The organism is Spirosoma lituiforme (genome assembly GCF_054776635.1).
Map to the genome: position 1 here is coordinate 345400 of NZ_BAAHBO010000001.1, position 18210 is coordinate 363609.

An 18210-nucleotide genomic window follows, 5' to 3' on the forward strand; every position below is an offset into this window, starting at 1 on the left:
CAAAGCCTGACAGTACTCATCCAATGCTCAAAGCCCTCCTCCTTTTAACCCTTGCTTCAGTCACGTTCGCCAGTGCGGACCAGCCTCAACAGGCCCACACGAAACAGGGGACAACCAGCCAGAATGCCGCTAAAATAGGGCTTGATCCGAAACGCTGGTACCAGGTTAATAACACGACGAATGGCCTCAGCGCGTTATTTGATGGCGACATCAGTGAAACGGTCAATACTGGCTGGGGCAAAATATTAACCAATTTCGACGCGTATTACCCGCTTTTACCGGGCGAACGCATTTCCATCGACAGCCTTCGGATGTATGATGGAGCCGGTTCGTATACCGATACGCCCATGACCCTGTCGATTATTACCGACAAATGGGAACGTATTCCGATTGCCCGTTTCACCGGCGATAAATACCAGACCTGGGTAGGCCCCGATCCGGAACACCCGACGGATCTGGTCATTAAGGTATCGACCACCAATGCCCGCTACCTGGTGCTGAATTCGTCCGGCTTTTACCCGACCGAAATGGAACTGTACGGCACCTACCAGATCGGGAAGGAACCGGACCTTTTGCCGCTGGCATCCTATCCGTTTCGGCACACGCTAGGCATCAACGGATTCGAATGGGATGCCGAAGATCCAACCACCGGTGCGGCCCTCCGGGAGGTTGAAGATACGCGCATCAATGCCCTGAAAAGCTTTTCGTCGATGCGCCACTACATCGACTGGGATAAGCTGGAAGCCACGCAGGGCAGCTACACCTTCAACCCGACCTTCAGCGGAAGCTGGACCTATGATGGCATGTATGAACGCCTGGGCACCGATGGCGTTGAGATGCTGGCCTGCCTGCAAACCCTGCCCAAGTGGATGGAAAATACCTATCCTGAGGATGGCCGGGACTACAGCAACTCACCCGCGCGCTACGGTAGTGACCGGTCAAAACCAACGTCTTACATTGAGCACGCACGAGTAGCGTTTCAGTACATGGCGCGGTATGGCTTTAACAAAAAAGTCAACCCGGCGCTGGTCAGCGTCAGTCCGGAAGTGACCTGGGCCGGAGTCAACACGGTTAAGATTGGACTGGGCCTGATTCGTTACATCGAGTGCAATAACGAACCGGACAAGACCTGGAAAGGTCGGAATGGCTACCAGTCGGCCCGCGAGTATGCGGCCAACTTATCGGCTTTTTACGACGGACATAAAAACACGATGGGCCCAGGAGTTGGTGTGAAGAATGCCGATCCATCCGTGGTTGTGGTGATGGGGGGCATGTCGAACCCGACCACCGATTATTTACGGGCTATGATCGACTGGTGTAAAGAATTTCGGGGGTACCGTCCCGATGGTTCAGTCAACCTTTGCTGGGATGTTATCAACCAGCATTTATACGCCAACGATGTTCTGTCGGAGCAGAATGGCGGGGCTACCCGGGGTGTCGCTCCCGAACTGGCAGGCGTTGGCGAGCAGGCAGCGGCTTTCGTGAAACTGTCCCGCCAGTACGCGCAGGGTATGCCGGTCTGGATTACGGAAGCGGGGTACGATATCAACCAGGACAGTCCGTTTCGGGCCATCCCAATTGGTCGGAAAAGCGTTCTGGAAACACAGGCCGACTGGATTCTGCGAACGTCGCTGCTGTACAGCCGGGTGGGTATTGACCGGGTCTTTTATTTTCAGGCCTACGACTTCGATATTCAGAATCCGACCCAGTTTGCCTCCATGGGTTTGCTGAACGAGATTGGCAAAACCCGTAAACCAGCCGCTGATTTTCTTTACCAGGCCAAAAACCTGCTCGGCGACTATCATTACAAAGAAACCATTAGCCACGATCCGCTGGTAGATCGGTACGAACGGGATGGACAGTCGGCTTATGTCCTGCTGATCCCCGATGAAAAAGGCCGAACGGGTACCTATAATCTGCCGGTATTAAAGGGCGATACTGTCCAGATTTGTACACCCGCTGTTGGCCGTGATGACATGAACCGCAGCGTACAGGTTAGCCAAACGGGTACCATTACGGTAAACGTGAGTGAAACCCCTGTCTTTGTCATGCCCACCCGTGCCGCCAGTTCAGACGCAAAAAATAGCCTGAGCAGCTTGCAGGTGTACCCAAACCCGGCCAATGACTATGTTAAAGTAACGCTCGAAAACGGGGATATCAGACCCGTGAACGTGACCATTTACGACAATTCGGGTCGAATATGTAAACAAATAAGTTTATTCAAACCAGGTCGCGTTCTCAACGAACAGCTCGATTTGAGTGCGCTGGCCAACGGATTGTATCTGCTGGAAGTGCGCCAGGGACCGGCAAAATTGATCAAAAAGATTATTCTCAATCAGTAAGGGGCAAATTTAGTGCGGCCCTTATCACCAATACAAGCCCACAGCATACGTAAATGAGTAATACACAAAAGGCAATGAACGGGGGCAAGTGGATTACCGTTTCTACGGTAATTTCTACCCTGTTTCAGTTTTTGCAGGTGGCCGTTCTGGCCCGTCTGCTGGACCCGTCCGATTTTGGTATCGTCAGCATCAGCAATCTGATTATTGCTTTCTTTCAGATATTCTCTAACCTGGGCTTCTCCAACTCCATCATTTACAAGCAGGAAAGCGACCGTAATGTATTGTCGACGCTGTACTTTCTGAATCTTCTGGTTGGCTTTTTCATCTTCGTGGTCATTCACCTTACCTCCCCCCTCATTATCTCCTTTTACCACGAGCCGAAGCTGGATAGGGTCCTGGGGTTGTCATCCTACTATTTCATGATTGCCTACTTCGGGCAACTGTATATGTTTCTACTGGAGAAGGAACTTCGGTTCAAATCGGTAGCCATGCTCGATATTGCCGGAACCGTTATCGGGTCGGCAGTGACGGTGACGCTGGCCTACAACGGATACCGCGAGCTTTCGCTCATCATCGGTGCCCTGGTCATGCAGACCGTTAAGTCGGCGTTACAGATTGCTTTTGGTCTGTCGCTCTTCCGCCCTACCTGGTCGTTCAATCTGAAAGAGGTCAGGGACCACCTTCGCTTCGGGCTCTACAACATGGGCGATGGGTTTCTGGGCTTTATTCAGTTCAACTCCGACAATATATTTATCGGGGGTATGCTGGGTGTCAAAATGCTTGGGTACTACACCATTGCGTACCAACTGGCTATTTTTCCGATCGCCAAACTCAACCCGATTATCCTGCAGGTCGCCTATCCCATTCTGGCCAAGATGAAGGATAACCTGGCGGATCTGAAGAAGTCGTATCTGAAAATTCTGGATTTTATCAGCTACTGCAACCTGCCGCTTCTGGCTGGCTTGTTCATCACCGCCGACAGCGTCGTTCCCCTGATTTATGGGCCGGGCTGGGAAAAAACTATCGACTTGATCCACATCTTTGTTTTTGTGGGCATTTTCACCTGCCTGAGCCATCCGCTGTATACGCTGGTCTTTACCAAGGGCAAGCCAAATCTGCTGTTCTACCTCAACCTGGGCACGCTGGTCGTTAAAATACCCCTGGTTTACGTTATGGGACACTACTGGGGCGTAACGGGTATCGCCCTGGCCTTTTTGCTGACAACAGCCCTAAACATGGTTGCTAATTTTGCCATTGCTCATTCAATCATCGGCGATTTTGTGGGCGATTTCATGCGGGACGTGGCCAAGCCCGTTATTTTCTGCCTCATCATGGTCGGTGTTATTTACACCTACAAACTGTTCGTGGGGGATACCGGCCTGGTCAATACGATCGTCGAAATTGCCCTGGGCGGAGGCACCTACGCCTTGTTGACTTTAGCCTATAAGCTTTCGTTTACCGAAATCAAAGCGTATCGGCAGGCGCTGCTTTAGGCGGTTGAGTATACGCTTTTCGACATTTTGCCAGCCCCGACTATCCGCCAAATTACGGTAGTACCCAATAGCAGCCCACATTGGTTTGTCCTACAGAAACGCCCCTATTCTACATTTACGTAGAATAGGGGCGTTTCTGATAGTATACTCTGTTGCGCTTGTCCCAGACTCACCGGTTATCCAGGGCGCGCTGCAAGGTTTGGGCAAACACTTTATCGTTGGGAGGCAACAGCATATTTTCGTGGTCTCCCGGCACGTTGTGTACTCGAACACCTTTCAGAGCGTATTTTTTCCAGCCCAGGTACCTGCTGTCATCGACGAAGTAAATCCGAAACTTCGCTTTGAACAGGTCAATCACCCCATCATAGGGTTTCATGGTGTACGAGTGGAAAGCAATCTCGTGTTTCTCCATGATCAGCGCTAAATGGTCGAGTGGCGTTTCGGTTTGCGTGGTTGCCGGTTTCCGTAAACCAACCGCCTGCAGGAACCGATCGAGGTTGCGCTTTACGTGGTGTTGCTGGTACTGAAGTGCCATGATCGGGTGCTGGGCCAACGAGGAGATAAACCATACCAGCTTGGGAAACTGCCGGTTTACTTTGCGAATCAGCCGGGGAATCCCCGTTTGCGACGAGTCCCGTTCCTGGGCATTGGTATCGAACATGGCCAGTAGCTTCACCTCTTTGCCCGTCTCCCTAAGCTGGCGAGCCATTTCCAGCGCTACGTAGCCCCCGAACGAATACCCCGCAATGGCGTAGGGACCCGTCGGATTTTGATCGATTACTTCCGTCAGGTAATGGGCAGCAATCGCTTCCATGTTATCCAGTGGTTCATCGACCCCATCCAGACCCAGAGCCTGCAAGCCGTAGATTGGCTGTTCCGCATCCATATAGCTAACCAGTCCACTGAAATTCAACAGATTGAGACCAATGCCATGAATGATATAAATGGGCGTTTTACTTCCTTCTGGCTTAATAGGCACCAGCGATTTCCAGGTCATGGGTCGCTCATCCGTCTGGAGCAGGGTCGCCAGTTTCCGGATCGTTGGGTACACGAGTAAAGTTGACAGAGGCAGTCGGCGACCCGTTTCCTTTTCAAGCCGGGTCATCATCTGAACGGCGATCATGGAGTGCCCGCCTAATTCGAAGAAATCATGATCGATGCTCATTTTGTCTACGCCCAGCACATCCGTCCAGATAGCGTGGATCAACTTTTCCGTGGCCGAAACCGGCTCCCCACCGGACTCATTCGGAACTTGCACCACTTCGGGCCGGGGCAGTGCTTTCCGGTCGATTTTTCCATTGGGTGTAATGGGTAACTCATCCAGGCCGACAAAGTCGCTCGGGATCATGTAATCGGGTAGTAGCTCCCGAAGCCTGGTCCGCCAGGCGGGTACCTGCTTCAGAAACGCGCCGTTCACCAGGGGCTTGTTCGTGACCACATAGGCAACCAGTCGCTGGTCACCGGGTCGGTCTTCCCGGGCCACCACCACGGCATCTTTAATGGCACTGTGGCTAACCAGCGCGTGTTCGATCTCCCCAAGCTCAATCCGGTAACCTCTGATTTTCACCTGGTGATCGATACGACCCAGACAATGGATTTCACCATCGGGCATAAACTTACCGAGGTCACCGGTACGGTACATCATCCGGTTGGGCGATGCCGCAAACGAGTCCGGCACAAACTTCTCCTGGGTCAGTTCCGGCCGTTTCAGATAGCCCCGAGCTACGCCATCGCCAGCCAGGTAGATTTCACCGATCGCCCCCACGGGTAATTGTTTCCGCTGTTCATCCAGAATATACACCTGGGTATTCTGAATCGGACGGCCAATGGTGATGATCTCATCGCTGGCGAAAATCTGCTTCCCGGTGGAGTAAATAGTCGTTTCGGTCGGGCCATACATGTTCCAGAGGGAGGCACAACGGGCCGTCAGCTTCTGGGCGAGGTCTTTCGACATGGGCTCCCCGCAGCAGAGGATTTTGAGGTCAAAGCGTTGTTCCCATCCGGCCAGCAGCATCAATTTATACGTGGCCGGGGTTGCCTGAATGATCGTTATGTTGTGCTCAGAAATAGCTTTCAGCAAAGCCCATCCATCTTTCGTCGTTTCAGTGTCGGCAAGTACCAATGTGGCTCCAACCAGCAACGGCAGAAACAATTCGAGACCGGCGATATCGAAGGAAATGGTTGTTACGGCCAGTAATGCATCGTCTCTGGTTATGCCGGGCATGGTGATCATGCTGTACAGCAGATTGACCAGGTTGTGGTGTTCGATCAGGACGCCTTTGGGTTGCCCCGTAGAGCCGGATGTGTACAGAATATAAGCCAGATCATCGCCCGTTACAACGATTTCGGGTGCCTCTTTCGGATAACGATCCAACTCTGCGAGTACGGTTTCGATAGCCAGCACCCTGGTCGCAACAGTCGACTGACCATCCAGCTGGTAGGTCGATCCGGCACTCAGGTACTTCTTCGACGTCATGAGCATGTTGGCCGCCGAATCGGTCAGCATGAAGGCAATCCGGTCGTGCGGGTAGGCGGGATCAATGGGAACGTAAGCGGCTCCGGCCTTCAGAATGGCCAGCAACGCAATCATTAACTCCGGTGACCGGTCCAGCACGACACCGACAACATCCTTTGGACCAATACCCTTTTGCTGTAGGGCATGGGCGACCTGGCTGGCGGCTTCATCCAGCTCACGAAACGAAAGAGAACGCCCGTTCGACACCAGAGCAACCTTATCGGGATATTGGGTTGCCGTTTGCGCCAGCAACTGATGCAACGGCGACTGCCTGGGGTAGGCCGCCTTCGTGTCATTCCACTGCGCAACTTGCGGGTTCTGTTCCTGCTCCTGGGCACTCGTTAGCGGAATGTCGCCCAGCCGAACCAGTGGGTTGGCAACGATTTCTGTCAACAAGTGCTCGAACCCGGCCATCATCCGATCGATGCTATCATCCCGGAACAAGTGGGTGTTATAGGCCCATTCAAAGATTAACGATGCGTCTTTTGCGGCAGACGAGCCACTGATGTTCAAAAACAAATCCACGGCTGCATATTTCCGCGGATTACTGATTAACTGATAATCAAGCCCGGAGAAATGAACACCATCATCCAGCCCCATGTCTACATTGAAAATAACCGGAACCATGGGCACTCGGGACGGATCGCGGGTGATCGGCAGTTTTTTGAGCAGGCTGCTGAAGGTTAATTGCTGATGCTCGTAAGCATCGAGAATTTCTTCTTTCCGGATGTGTAAAAAATCCCGGAAACGCTGATTTGCCTGCGGGAAGCTCCGCAGGGGCAACAGGTTTACGCAATGTCCAATGAGTCCTGTCTGACCCGAAACCGACTGGCCAGCAGTCGGCAGCCCCACCACCAGATCGTCCTGCCCCGTCAGCCGATGTAGAAATACCTCAAAGGCCGTGATCAGAATTGTCACAAAACTGGCTCCCTCCTGCTGCCCCAACTGCTTAATGGCGCGGGCCAGCGCAGCCTGCATCGGATAATCGCGCCGGGCACTTTCGTACCGACGCAGGGAAGGCCGGGGAAAATCCGTCGGCAAGTCGACCACGGGCACCGTCCCTTTGTATTGATCGAGCCAGAATGATTCGATTTCCCGATGTGCCGCACTCGTCACGAACCGGCGCTGTTCGAACGCGTATTGACTGTACTGGGGAGCGGTCGCCAGCACCGGAAATCTGTGCTGCGAATAGGCCGAGTACAGCGCGCCCAACTCCTGCAACAAAATACCCAGCGACCAGCCATCGCAGATGATGTGGTGTGCCGTCAGAGTGAAGTGGTAGGCTGTATCGGAAAGCTTCAGCAAGCCCCCTTTAATCAATGGCCCATTGACCAGATCGAATACGTACAACGCATCCTCATCGGCATACGCATCAACCGCCCGCTGCTGGTCGGCGTCGGTTCTGTCCGAAACATCGAGTTGAACCAGGTCAACGGAGAAGTTACCAAACACGCACATCTGCGTTCCGTCGGCGCTGAACGCAGCATGCAGCGACTCATGCCGGTCGATTAAACGTTGCCAGGCTTTGTCAAAAGCAAGTGTATCCACTAAACCCGTGAACCGAAGGGATACCGATTCGTTAAATCCCCGGCTTGCCTCATCGCCACCAAACTGACAGGCAGCCCATATTTCTAATTGGGGCTCTGTAACGGGGGCAAGTCGCACAATGCTGGGCCCTTCGAACGGATCGAAGTCAACGTCAATAAGTTGTCTAGTTATAGTGCTCTCGGTCATCCGTACTCAGTTTAGTTCAACCTGCAAGTATTTACCTGGTTGCTCCGGATTCGGGATGAACCAGGCCGGATTGCCCGATCGGTCACGACCTAACCGGGCGCCAGGGGCAGGCGGAGTTGTCTTGTCAACCGTTGCGTCATTTGTCGGCGCAGCCATTTTGCTGCCGCCCAAAAAACCGGCGGCCAGTAAGCTTCGCAAACTCTCGGTGAAGTGGTGAATGATCGTGTCTATTTCGGCTTCAGTATGGGCTTCGGTCAGAAAACAGGGAAAACCATCCCAGATGTGGATTCCCTTTTCCCGCATCAGCGTAAACAGCAGTTCGGAATAAGCCGACTCTTCGTTAAACTTGATCTTCCACAACGAACCGAAACTGGCCACCAGCATAGGCAATTGCCACTGGGTAATAACGTTGTTCATAGCTTTGGCCAACCGGTCGGTTTTTCTTGTCAGATCGGCCTGTAGCTGCGGACCCGCTTTTTTCATATGCACCAGAGCCGCTTTTGCCGCAGCCAGGGCCAGCGGATGGCGGACGAAGGTACCGGCAAAATACGTCACGCCAACTTCAGGTACGGACGCATCGCCGTACTGCCAGAAACCGCCGTCCAGGGCATCCATGTAGTCCCGCTTACCCGCGATGACACCAATGGGCAGACCCGCGCTCACGACTTTCCCGTACGACGCCAGGTCGGCTTTGATGCCGAACAGGGCCTGTGTACCGCCGGGATGCGTACGGAAGCCCGTAATGACTTCATCGAAAATCAGCACGGTTCCCGACTGGGCTGTAATGGCTCGTACTTCCTTTAAAAACGCAATCGGCACAAATTCCGGGCGACGGCTCTGGACAGGTTCAACCAGTACGGCAGCCAGTTCGTGGGCGCGCTCGCGGATAATCTTCAGGCTTTCGTCGGTTCCATAATCCAGAATCAGCATGTTCTGCACCGACTCAGGCATGATGCCGGGAGCCGCCGGGAAAGACTTTAGTTTTTTCGTTCCTCTAACCAGCACCTCATCAACAATACCGTGATAAGAACCGGAGAACGCAACAATCAGAGAGCGGCCGGTTACCGTTCGTGCCACTCGCATCGCGCCTAAAACGGCTTCAGATCCCGTATTGCAGAGGGCTACGCGGTCCATGCCGGTCAATTCCGAAATAAGCTGGCTTACTTCACCGGCCAGGGTATGCTGAGGACCAACTTCGTACCCGTTTTCAATTTGTTCATGTAAAACTTCTTTAATAAAGTCAGGCTGATAACCGAACAGATTAGAGCCGAAGCCATTCAGCGCATCGATGTACTCATTGCCGTCGATGTCCCACAAATGGCTTCCCTTGGAACGGTTCACAACCAGCGGATAAACGATTTCTTTGGTGAGCGGACGAAACCCCGATACGACCCGGGGGTCGGCCATATGGCTGCGATGCTGTTGCGCGTACGCTTTGCTGGCCTTCGTTTTCTGATTGTATCGCTGGATGAGCTGGGCCAGAAAATCCTGTTGTTTCTGCGTTAACGCCGACGCCTGCCGATCAATTCGGGCGGTGGCTCCGAACGGTTTTTTCAGTTCGACTTTTTCTTCCGGCGTTAAGGCACTATCCGCAGCGACGGGGTCATGTGCTACGCTCACCGACGGCACCGGTGATACGGGCGTGACAGGTGCCGGTACGGGCGCTGGTGCCTGAGGCATGATCTCCGGGACGCCACCCTGAAGCAGCGCCACCTGTTTTGCCATGAGTTGCAGTTGTTGGGCAATTAACCCAAGAGCCGTATCGTTTTGCGCAAAGGCTACCGCTGGCTGACTGCTGCGCTCAGGATAACTAACCGGAGCAGGCGCTGGAGTCGGTACAGATACGGGCATTGTCGCGGGTTGCGAAACTGGTTGAGGCACGTCAGCGGGCATCATCTGATCCAGATAACCAGCCAGTTGTTCTGGTGTCGTGTACGTCGAGGTCAGCTGCCGGAAGGTAATGGGCAGGCTGAACTCTTTCTTCAGATTCAGCGCCACCTGCGTTAACAGCAGCGAATCGAAGCCGATTTCCAGAAAACTGGTTGTAGGGGCTACCCCAACCATATCGATACCGGACGCATCTTCCAATAATTGATTCACTTTTGAGAGCAAGGCCTCTTTTCTCATGGTGGTGTGTTTATGGTCAGTCGTAGGGTAGAGCGTTGGGCTCACATCGGCAAGCATCTCGCTCCCGGCAGACAAGACCGGTTGATCAGGAGCTGTAGTCGGTGCTGGCTCCACGCGAACGGGGTCGAGCCAGCACCGTTTTCTAGAAAAAGCATAGGTTGGCAGCCTCACTTTCGTGCGCTTCTGTCCGGCATAAAAGGCTTTCCAGTCAGGCTCTGTTCCATTTAGAAAGAGTTGGCCAAGCGTCGTCACAATAGATTGGCTGGCTTTTACCCAATCCGGCTGGTTGGGTAGCCCGGCAAGAATCGTTACGGCCTTTTTGCCGGCTTGCTGGCGGGCAAGGGTTGCTGTAACATGGCCGGGGCCTACCTCCAGCAGAAGCGGCTTCTCAACCGTAAAAATCGTATCGAGGGCCTCCGAAAAACGAACCGTCGAACGCAGATGCGTGGCCCAGTAGTGCGGATCGACGGCTTCGGCATCCGTCAGCCAGGTACCCGTGCAGGTGGAGACGATCGGCATTTTCGGACGATGCAACCCTACCCCCGCCACCACCTTCGCGAAGGCATCGACAATGGGGTCCATCATCCTGGAATGAAACGCATGGCTCGTTGCCAGCGGCTGATTCGGTATTTCGCGCTCGTCCAGCAGCCGGGAGAAATCGGCGATGTGCTCGTCGGGGCCAGCCACGACGCAAAGGCTATGGCTGTTGATGGCCGCCATAGACAGCGTTTCGGGGAGGATGGCCTGCACCTGGGCGGCTTCCTTCCTGACGGAAAGCATTCCTCCGCGCGGCAGTTGGCTCACCATTTTTCCGCGAGCGGCAATCAGCGTCAGGGCATCGGCCAGCGAGAACACACCCGCCAGATGAGCCGCCACGAATTCACCGATGCTGTGCCCACAAAAGACGGAAGGCTGGATACCCCAACTCATCCACAACTGCGCCAGGGCGTATTCGGTAATAAACAGCGCGGGCTGGGTATACCGCGTATTTTTCAGCCGCTGCTCGGCTTCGGAAGTAGGCACTTCGGGGTACATGACCTCCCGAATGTCCAGGTCTACCTGATCTGCCAGCAGGTAGGCGCATTGGTCGACGGCATCTCTGAATACGATCTCCTGCTCGTACAGCATTTGACCCATGTTGAGGTACTGAGACCCCTGACCCGGAAACAGGAAAACTAGTTCTTCGGGACTTCCGTCTGCTCTTTGCGTTGTGGGTTCGGCCTTTAATTTTTCGATCAGCTCGTCTTTCGACGTAGCCACGATAAAGGAGCGATGGTTGAAATCAGGCCGGGTTGTCTGGAGCGTAAACGCTACATCAGCTAGCTCCATCGATTCATCCCGCTCCAGTGTTTCGGCGAGTTGGCGGGCGTATGCTTTCTGGCTGCTCAATGACTTCGACGACCACGTCATTAACTGTGCCCTGCGTGAATTTGTCCGGCATGAAATTGTCCCGTTTGCCGTTTGTTCACCCGTATTTTCGGGTTGTCCATCGTCAGAGACAGGAATTTCCGGTTTAAATTCTTCCAAAACCACGTGCACATTTGTACCACCTACCCCGAACGAACTCACCCCCGCCCGACGTGGAGTCGTCCGGTGGGGATCCGTCTCATCACCCACCGGTTCATTATCCGGCAATGCCCAGTCACGCAGGATTGTGTTGACAAAAAACGGACTGTTGGTGAAATCAATGACTGGGTTGGGCGTCGAAAAATGAAGCGATGCGGGTATTTGCCGGTAGTACAGCGCCAGCGTGGTTTTGATGAAGCCTGCTACGCCAGCCGCCTGGGTCAGGTGACCCATGTTGCTCTTGATGGAGCCGATAGCGCAGTACTGTTTCTGATCCTGTTCGCCAAACGCCTGCGTAAGTCCCTCTATTTCGATGGGATCACCCAACGGCGTTGCCGTTCCGTGCGCTTCAACATAACTGATTGTAGCCGGGTCAATATCCGCATCGGCAATAGCCATGGCGATAGCTCCGGCCTGGCCATCGGCATTAGGTGCCGAAAAACTCCCTTTACCCCCGCCATCGTTGTTTACGCCAATGCCTTTTATGACCGAGTAGATGGTATCGCCATCCCGGCGGGCGGCATCCAGACGTTTCAGCAAAACGACCCCGGCTCCATCGCTGAAAACGGTTCCCTGGGCGTCGGCATCAAATGACCGGCAGTGCCCATCCCGGCTCAGCATCACCCCTTCCTGATATAGATGACCGCTGTTGATCGGTGTTGTAATGCTGGCACCTCCTGCCAGCGCTACCTCACACTGCCCGTCGCGAATACTCTGAACAGCCTGTGTGATAGCCAGTAGCGATGTTGAGCAAGCGGAGTAAACACTCACGGCTGGCCCTTTCAGGTTGAGTTGGTAGGCCGTGCGCGAGGCTATGTAATCTTTTTCGTTCAGGGTCATTACCTGAAAGGCACCCACCTGGTTGATCAGGTCTTTATGGCCCAGAATGTTGTTCTGGTAGTACGTATTGTTTCCGCTTCCAGCAAATACCCCAACCCGACCAGCGTATTGCTGGGGCAGGTAGCCGGCCTGTTCGAGCGCTTCCCAGGCAATTTCCAGAAAGACCCGCTGTTGCGGATCCATCAGTTGGGCCGTACTGGGCGTTAAACCGAAAAACTGTGCATCGAACTGGTCTGCTCCTTCAATGACTCCACGCGCCTTCACATACATCGGGTCGTTTCGGAGTGCATCAGGCACCGATGCATCGAGTTCGGCATCGGTAAAGAAACGGGTTGTCTCTTTGCCCAACGTCAACACGTCCCATAATTCGTCGATGGTATTGGCGCCCGGAAACCGGCCAGCCATGCCAATCACCGCGACATCCGCCGACTGATTTTCAGCGGTACGTTCTGGTACGGCACGACCAGCAGACAGTCGCTTTGGGTCAGCTGACGATTTAGGGTGTAAATAGAGGACGATACCCGCTACAGTCGGGTATTGATACAGCTTCGTGACGGGCAGCACATACTGCTCATGAGCCAGGGCGGCTACGGTTTTCTGAGCCAGGAGCGAATTGCCGCCCAACTCAAAGAAATTATCATCCAACCCGATTTTATCGATTCGCAGTAGCGTACTCCATATGCCGGCAATGGTCTGCTCCAGTTTCGTTCTGGGCTTTCGGTAGGCCGACGTCTGTTCGGGCCGGTCCCGGCTGGGTTCAGGGAGCTGTTTTTTATCGACTTTACCGCTGCTGGTCTTCGGAAACTCGTCCATCCAGACAAAGGCCGACGGCATCATGTATTCGGGCAGTCGCTGCTCAAGCTCCCGGCGAATGGTTGCCGTATCGGTATATGCCGGACTGGCAATCAAATAAGCAATCAGTTGTTTCTGGGCATCGGCGGTTTCCCGCGCCAGCACAACGGCCTGCTTAATCCCTGCCGTATGATTCAGAATAACCTCAATCTCGCCCAGTTCGACCCGGTGACCCCGAATTTTTACCTGATCATCCCGACGACCCAGGAACTCAACACGGCCATCCGGCAAAAAACGACCCAGATCACCCGTCCGGTAAGCCCGCACGGTCTGTGTCGCTGACGGCGTATTCAACGAAATGAATTTCTCGTCTGTGAGAGCAGGCTGGTTTAGATATCCTTCGGCCAGACAGGCCCCGCTAAAGCACAATTCACCCGCTTCGCCATTGGGCAAACAAGCCAGGTTTTCATCGACAATAGTCAGGTTTACGTTGTCAATGACATACCCGATGGTGGGCAAATGAGGCCATTCCGCCGGATTTCCATCTAGTTTGAGCTGCGTGACGACGTGGCACTCGGTGGGTCCATACTGGTTGTAGAGAACGCAGTCCGGTAATTCCGAAAAAAAACGGGCGATCTGAGGAGTGATCTTCAGCTGTTCACCGGCCGTCATGACTTCGCGAAGATTTTCCGGAAACTGATTGAGGCTCACGCCCGCTTCGGCCAGATACTGCAGGGCAACAAACGGCAGAAACAGCCTGTTGACTGATTGTGCATCAATAAACTGCAACAGCGCATTCAGATCAAGCCGCAAGGTTTCCTCGACAAGAATCAGCGTTCCACCCGTTGAGAGAGTAGCGAATATTTCCTGGAAAGAAACGTCGAAACTGAGCGGAGCCAGCTGCAATGTTTTCGTGCCCGGACCAGCCACCGAATTTTCAGTCTGCCACTGCAACAGGTTCATGAGCGGGCCGTGTCCCATGCAAACACCTTTCGGGTTTCCGGTCGACCCGGATGTGTACAGCACGTAGGCCGTGCTTCCCTGGTGCGGAACCGGCTGGGAAGTGTTTATGTACGTGGTATCAGATGAGACAGTTGCCAGGCCCAGCTGTTCGAACAAGTCTTTATCCCGGGCGGTTGTCACGCCCGTACGCAGGCCCGAGTCGGCAACGATTTTCCGTAAACGTTGCTCAGGGTAGGCAGGATCAAGGGGTAAATAGGCTTTGCCCGCCTTTAGGATAGCCAGCACCCCAACCACCATGTCTAGGTTACGCGAGGTACTCACCCCAATCAGTTTGGCCCCTGCATCCGCCTGCACAATAGCCTGACAAAGCTGGTTGGCCCGGCTATTCAGTTGATCGTACGTCAGCGACTGATTCCCGTAAACGACGGCCGGTCGATTCGGATATTCGGCAACAATCTGATCGACCAGTTGATGAACAAACGGTGGGCCAGCACTATCCCGGACTACGGCTTTGTCGACATAAACACGCATACCGCTAACAAATTAAGTATGACTAGTATTCAGCTGTCGCGTTGGGCTATTGTTCAGTAGCCCAACGCGTTGTTCCGTTTACTAATCGCCTGGTATTAATTAATTTACAGAAAAGTACGCTGAGTTTGCTCGGAACGATCTTTGTTCACCGGCAGTTGTATGGCATCGTCCTGGCGCGGCACATCGACGTAGTTGCCTTCAACCCGGTTCAATACCGTTAAGATTGGTTGATTGGTTGTCCGTACGTACATGCTGAGCAGTTGTTTCTCGGCACGCGCCCAGGGGCTGTTAGCATCAATGACCAGTAGCGACAGGGCGCTTCCTTTGAGGAGATAAGACGGAATCTGGTTGTTGATCAACGCGGGTATTTCGAGAATGATACGGTCGTATTGGGTGATGTCGAAGCCGTAGCTGTAATCGATCAGGTATTCGATGCCCGTTACATTCATAAAATCGGGGCGAATGGTGTAGGGGAAAAATGTTACGTTCCGCTGCTGCTCCCGCTGCTCTCTACCCGTTGCCCGTGGGTAGCAATACGCTACTCTCTGATCGGCAACATCGTACAACTGCGTCAACCCGTTGGCAACCCAGCTTTTTCCCTGTTTCGAGCGGATGCTGAACAGGGTAATGACGGGTGGATAGGACTTGGCAGAATTTTGCGATACCTCAATGTTGATGGCGTTGAAAAGCTGCTCGAACATGCTCCGCGATGCGCGGGTCGTTCTTGAGTAAACCAGTGGTTTCTTCACCGTCGGGAACAGGGCCGTAACAGGCATTCCCACCAGCGCTTCGGCCTGCTCGGGCGATTGAATTCGTTTGTCCAGCCAGAAACGCAGGGCCGTCAGCAACAGCGCAATGAAAATACCTACGCCCAACCCAACCATAATCAGCTGCGAACGCTTGGACGACAGCGGTTCAAGCGGGAAATCGGGAGCATCAATGATTTCGAGCGTTCCGCCGATCGACACGTCCTGCCGCTTTGTTTTCGACTGATCTACATTTTGCAGTAAATCAAGGTAGGCTTTTTCGGAAACAGCCAGATCCCGGTTCAACTCGCGAAGCTGTGACCCCAGCGGGCCATACTCGTTGGTTTTCGCCTGGAACTCCGCCATGCGTTTCTTGTACAAGGCTAGCCGGGCAGTCGATTCCTCATATTCCAGCGATTTCAATAACCGGTCGTTGGCCATCGTCTGGGTGGGAATGGCGTCGGACGAGTTGGCGGCTGCGTCGTATTTCTGGGCGCTCGTTTTCAGTTCTTCCTGCGCCTGCACGACGCTGGCCTGTAACTGATTGATCACGCTTTTGGGCTGGCCGTACGCGCGGGCATTGGCTAATTTATTTTCAACATCGGTCAGTTTCTTCTGTTTGTCGGACAGGTCATTGTTCGCCGAGCGAATATTTCCCTGCTGGCCCATACGCCGGTTAAGCGCATCCAGGGATGCTTTTGCGGCATTTTTGCGCATCAACTCCTGGTTGTACTCATTGTCAAGTGCCTCACGGGACGACGCTACATTCCGGGCTTCTTCGTCGTAGTCAAGCACCTGGTGTTTGGCGCTAAACGCCCGCAGGTTCGCTTCGGCCTGCGAAAGTTTATCTTTGGCTTTCTGCAGTTTGTCTTCGTAGTACCCGACTACCGAGTTCGTTTCGGAGGTTTTGAGCGTGGAATACCGGCTGTTCAGAATGTTGATGGCGTGGGTGAGCGTACGCTGGGATACGGCCGGATCGTCGGACTCGTATTCCATCAGCATAACGTCATTAGTGCTCTTCCGCGCGGTTGCTTTAATGTTCTCACCCAACCGGCTGATGGAGTAGTACGAGTCTGATTTCAGCAACAGAGTTTTTATCGGGTTATCGGTCTTCGATTTAGCCAGGCTATCAATGGTGCGATGCAGCAGGACCGAGTCGCCCGCGATAAAGTACAGGTTTTGCCAATCGGGGGTCAGTGCCTGGTGCAACTTTTGAAAACCGGCGCTTCCCAGCACGAGGGTATCCGGCTGACGAAGACGCAGGTGGTCGCTCAACAGGCCGATCCCGATCTGGAGCAGGGTTTCCCGCGAATTAAGCGTCGTCAGGATATTGTCGAACGCACTGGCCGACCGGTCGGTGAACGAGTTCTGCTTATCCGACAGCAGCGAGTAACGAGATACCAGACCCGTATACAGCGTTGCCTGTGATTTATACACCTTGGGTTCATTGCGCGTAACAAAGTACGCCATACCCGCCGTCAAGCAAGGAATAAGGACAAACCAGAGGATGTGCTGTTTTAATAAGCGCAAAAAGACGTCGATCGACATACTATTCGTTTAGTTACGTTTCAACCGCTGAATAGGCATACCTACCAGCGCTTCGAAGTAGTGAACATTTTTCAGAAAGCTACCCTTAACCTGTTCCGATGCCGTTTTTGCCTGCACATACCGGCTCGTGATAAGGGCCAGCGCATCGGCCGTTGTACGTCCCTTCTGAATCTCAACCTCAGCCACGCGCAACGCCGTTAGAGACGCCTGTTCATCAATCAGGTTTATTTTCAACAGCTGCTGCGTTGTAATCATGTCCTGATAAATGCCAATCAGACTTTGCTTTAATTGCAGCTCAACAACGTCCCGCTGGATAACCGATGCTTTGTAATTCGAATACGCCTGCTTTACCTGGTGCTTGCGGCCAAACAGGTCATACAGGGGTAGCCTGACGTCAACACCTACCCGGTATCCGTTCGAAATCTGCCCGAGCGCATCCCGACCCGGTATGGAGGCTGAACCGGAGGATACGATAGACTGATCACCCGTTGAGTAGTTGACAAAGCCAGCGACATTCTGCAAAATCTGGCGTTTGGCTACTTCGTACGATGAATTTAGCGAGTTAGACACCTCATTCTGGTATTTGATGAGGGGTGAATGCGACACGGCCACTTTCATGATGTCGTCGAACGGCAACAATTGAACGGCCACATCCTGATTAATATCCAAGTATAAGGTATCGTCGGCTAAACCGGATGACGGACCGAACGATACCAGTCCACGCCCTCCCCGGCTTTGGCCGGAGCAGACGGAAAACGTTAGCAGACCTACAATGACAACGACGCTTGCCTTCCTGATTACGGTGAAAAAACTCGATTTTATCCTGAACATGATTTACAGTGCCACGTGTCTATGCTTGCCACGTTAGTCGTGATTACACAAAGTAGGGAGACAAAAGCGTCAAATAATCAATTGTTTATCAAATGGTGCATTAAATAGACTTGATCGCTTATTTCACCTCGTTCCTTTGTCAATTTCCTTACCTATTCTGACTGCTTTATGTTCCGATTGTC

6 protein-coding genes are annotated in these 18210 nt (G+C 53.4%); 2 read left to right on the plus strand and 4 right to left on the minus strand.

Annotated elements, in window-relative coordinates:
* Positions 1 to 23 precede the first annotated feature (23 nt).
* Together ACYU87_RS01460 and ACYU87_RS01465 are read left to right on the plus strand one after the other, a co-directional pair.
* The gene (locus ACYU87_RS01460) at positions 24 to 2342 is read left to right on the plus strand and encodes a T9SS type A sorting domain-containing protein (RefSeq protein ID WP_461132242.1); all 2319 of its coding nucleotides are present in this window, start codon (positions 24 to 26) and stop codon (positions 2340 to 2342) included.
* A gap of 53 nt (positions 2343 to 2395) precedes the next feature.
* Positions 2396 to 3835 (plus strand): MOP flippase family protein, encoded by a 1440-nt coding sequence (locus ACYU87_RS01465; protein WP_461132243.1) that lies wholly within the window; start codon positions 2396 to 2398, stop codon positions 3833 to 3835.
* Positions 3836 to 4004: 169 nt separating this feature from the next.
* Here ACYU87_RS01465 and ACYU87_RS01470 read toward each other — a convergent pair whose 3' ends face one another.
* The 4 genes from ACYU87_RS01470 to ACYU87_RS01485 all read right to left on the minus strand — a co-directional run bounded on the left by ACYU87_RS01470 (position 4005) and on the right by ACYU87_RS01485 (position 18028).
* Positions 4005 to 8084: a non-ribosomal peptide synthetase gene (locus tag ACYU87_RS01470; RefSeq protein WP_461132244.1), complete on the minus strand. Its 4080-nt coding sequence runs from the start codon at positions 8082 to 8084 to the stop codon at positions 4005 to 4007.
* A gap of 6 nt (positions 8085 to 8090) precedes the next feature.
* Positions 8091 to 14903: an amino acid adenylation domain-containing protein gene (locus tag ACYU87_RS01475; RefSeq protein ID WP_461132245.1), complete on the minus strand. Its 6813-nt coding sequence runs from the start codon at positions 14901 to 14903 to the stop codon at positions 8091 to 8093.
* Positions 14904 to 15007: 104 nt separating this feature from the next.
* The gene (locus ACYU87_RS01480; RefSeq protein WP_461132246.1) at positions 15008 to 17197 is read right to left on the minus strand and encodes a GumC family protein; all 2190 of its coding nucleotides are present in this window, start codon (positions 17195 to 17197) and stop codon (positions 15008 to 15010) included.
* Between the two features lie 9 nt (positions 17198 to 17206).
* Positions 17207 to 18028, minus strand: a complete 822-nt coding sequence (locus tag ACYU87_RS01485; RefSeq protein ID WP_461132247.1) for a TolC family protein — start codon at positions 18026 to 18028, stop codon at positions 17207 to 17209.
* Between the last annotated feature and the right edge of the window lie 182 nt (positions 18029 to 18210).

Bases quoted from the DNA above. Each gene is read 5' to 3' on its own strand.
- ACYU87_RS01460 (WP_461132242.1), top strand. From the start codon at position 24: ATGCTCAAAGCCCTCCTCCTTTTAACCCTTGCTTCAGTCACGTTCGCC.
- ACYU87_RS01465 (WP_461132243.1), top strand. From the start codon at position 2,396: ATGAGTAATACACAAAAGGCAATGAACGGGGGCAAGTGGATTACCGTT.
- ACYU87_RS01470 (WP_461132244.1), bottom strand. From the start codon at position 8,084: ATGACCGAGAGCACTATAACTAGACAACTTATTGACGTTGACTTCGAT.
- ACYU87_RS01475 (WP_461132245.1), bottom strand. From the start codon at position 14,903: ATGCGTGTTTATGTCGACAAAGCCGTAGTCCGGGATAGTGCTGGCCCA.
- ACYU87_RS01480 (WP_461132246.1), bottom strand. From the start codon at position 17,197: ATGTCGATCGACGTCTTTTTGCGCTTATTAAAACAGCACATCCTCTGG.
- ACYU87_RS01485 (WP_461132247.1), bottom strand. From the start codon at position 18,028: ATGTTCAGGATAAAATCGAGTTTTTTCACCGTAATCAGGAAGGCAAGC.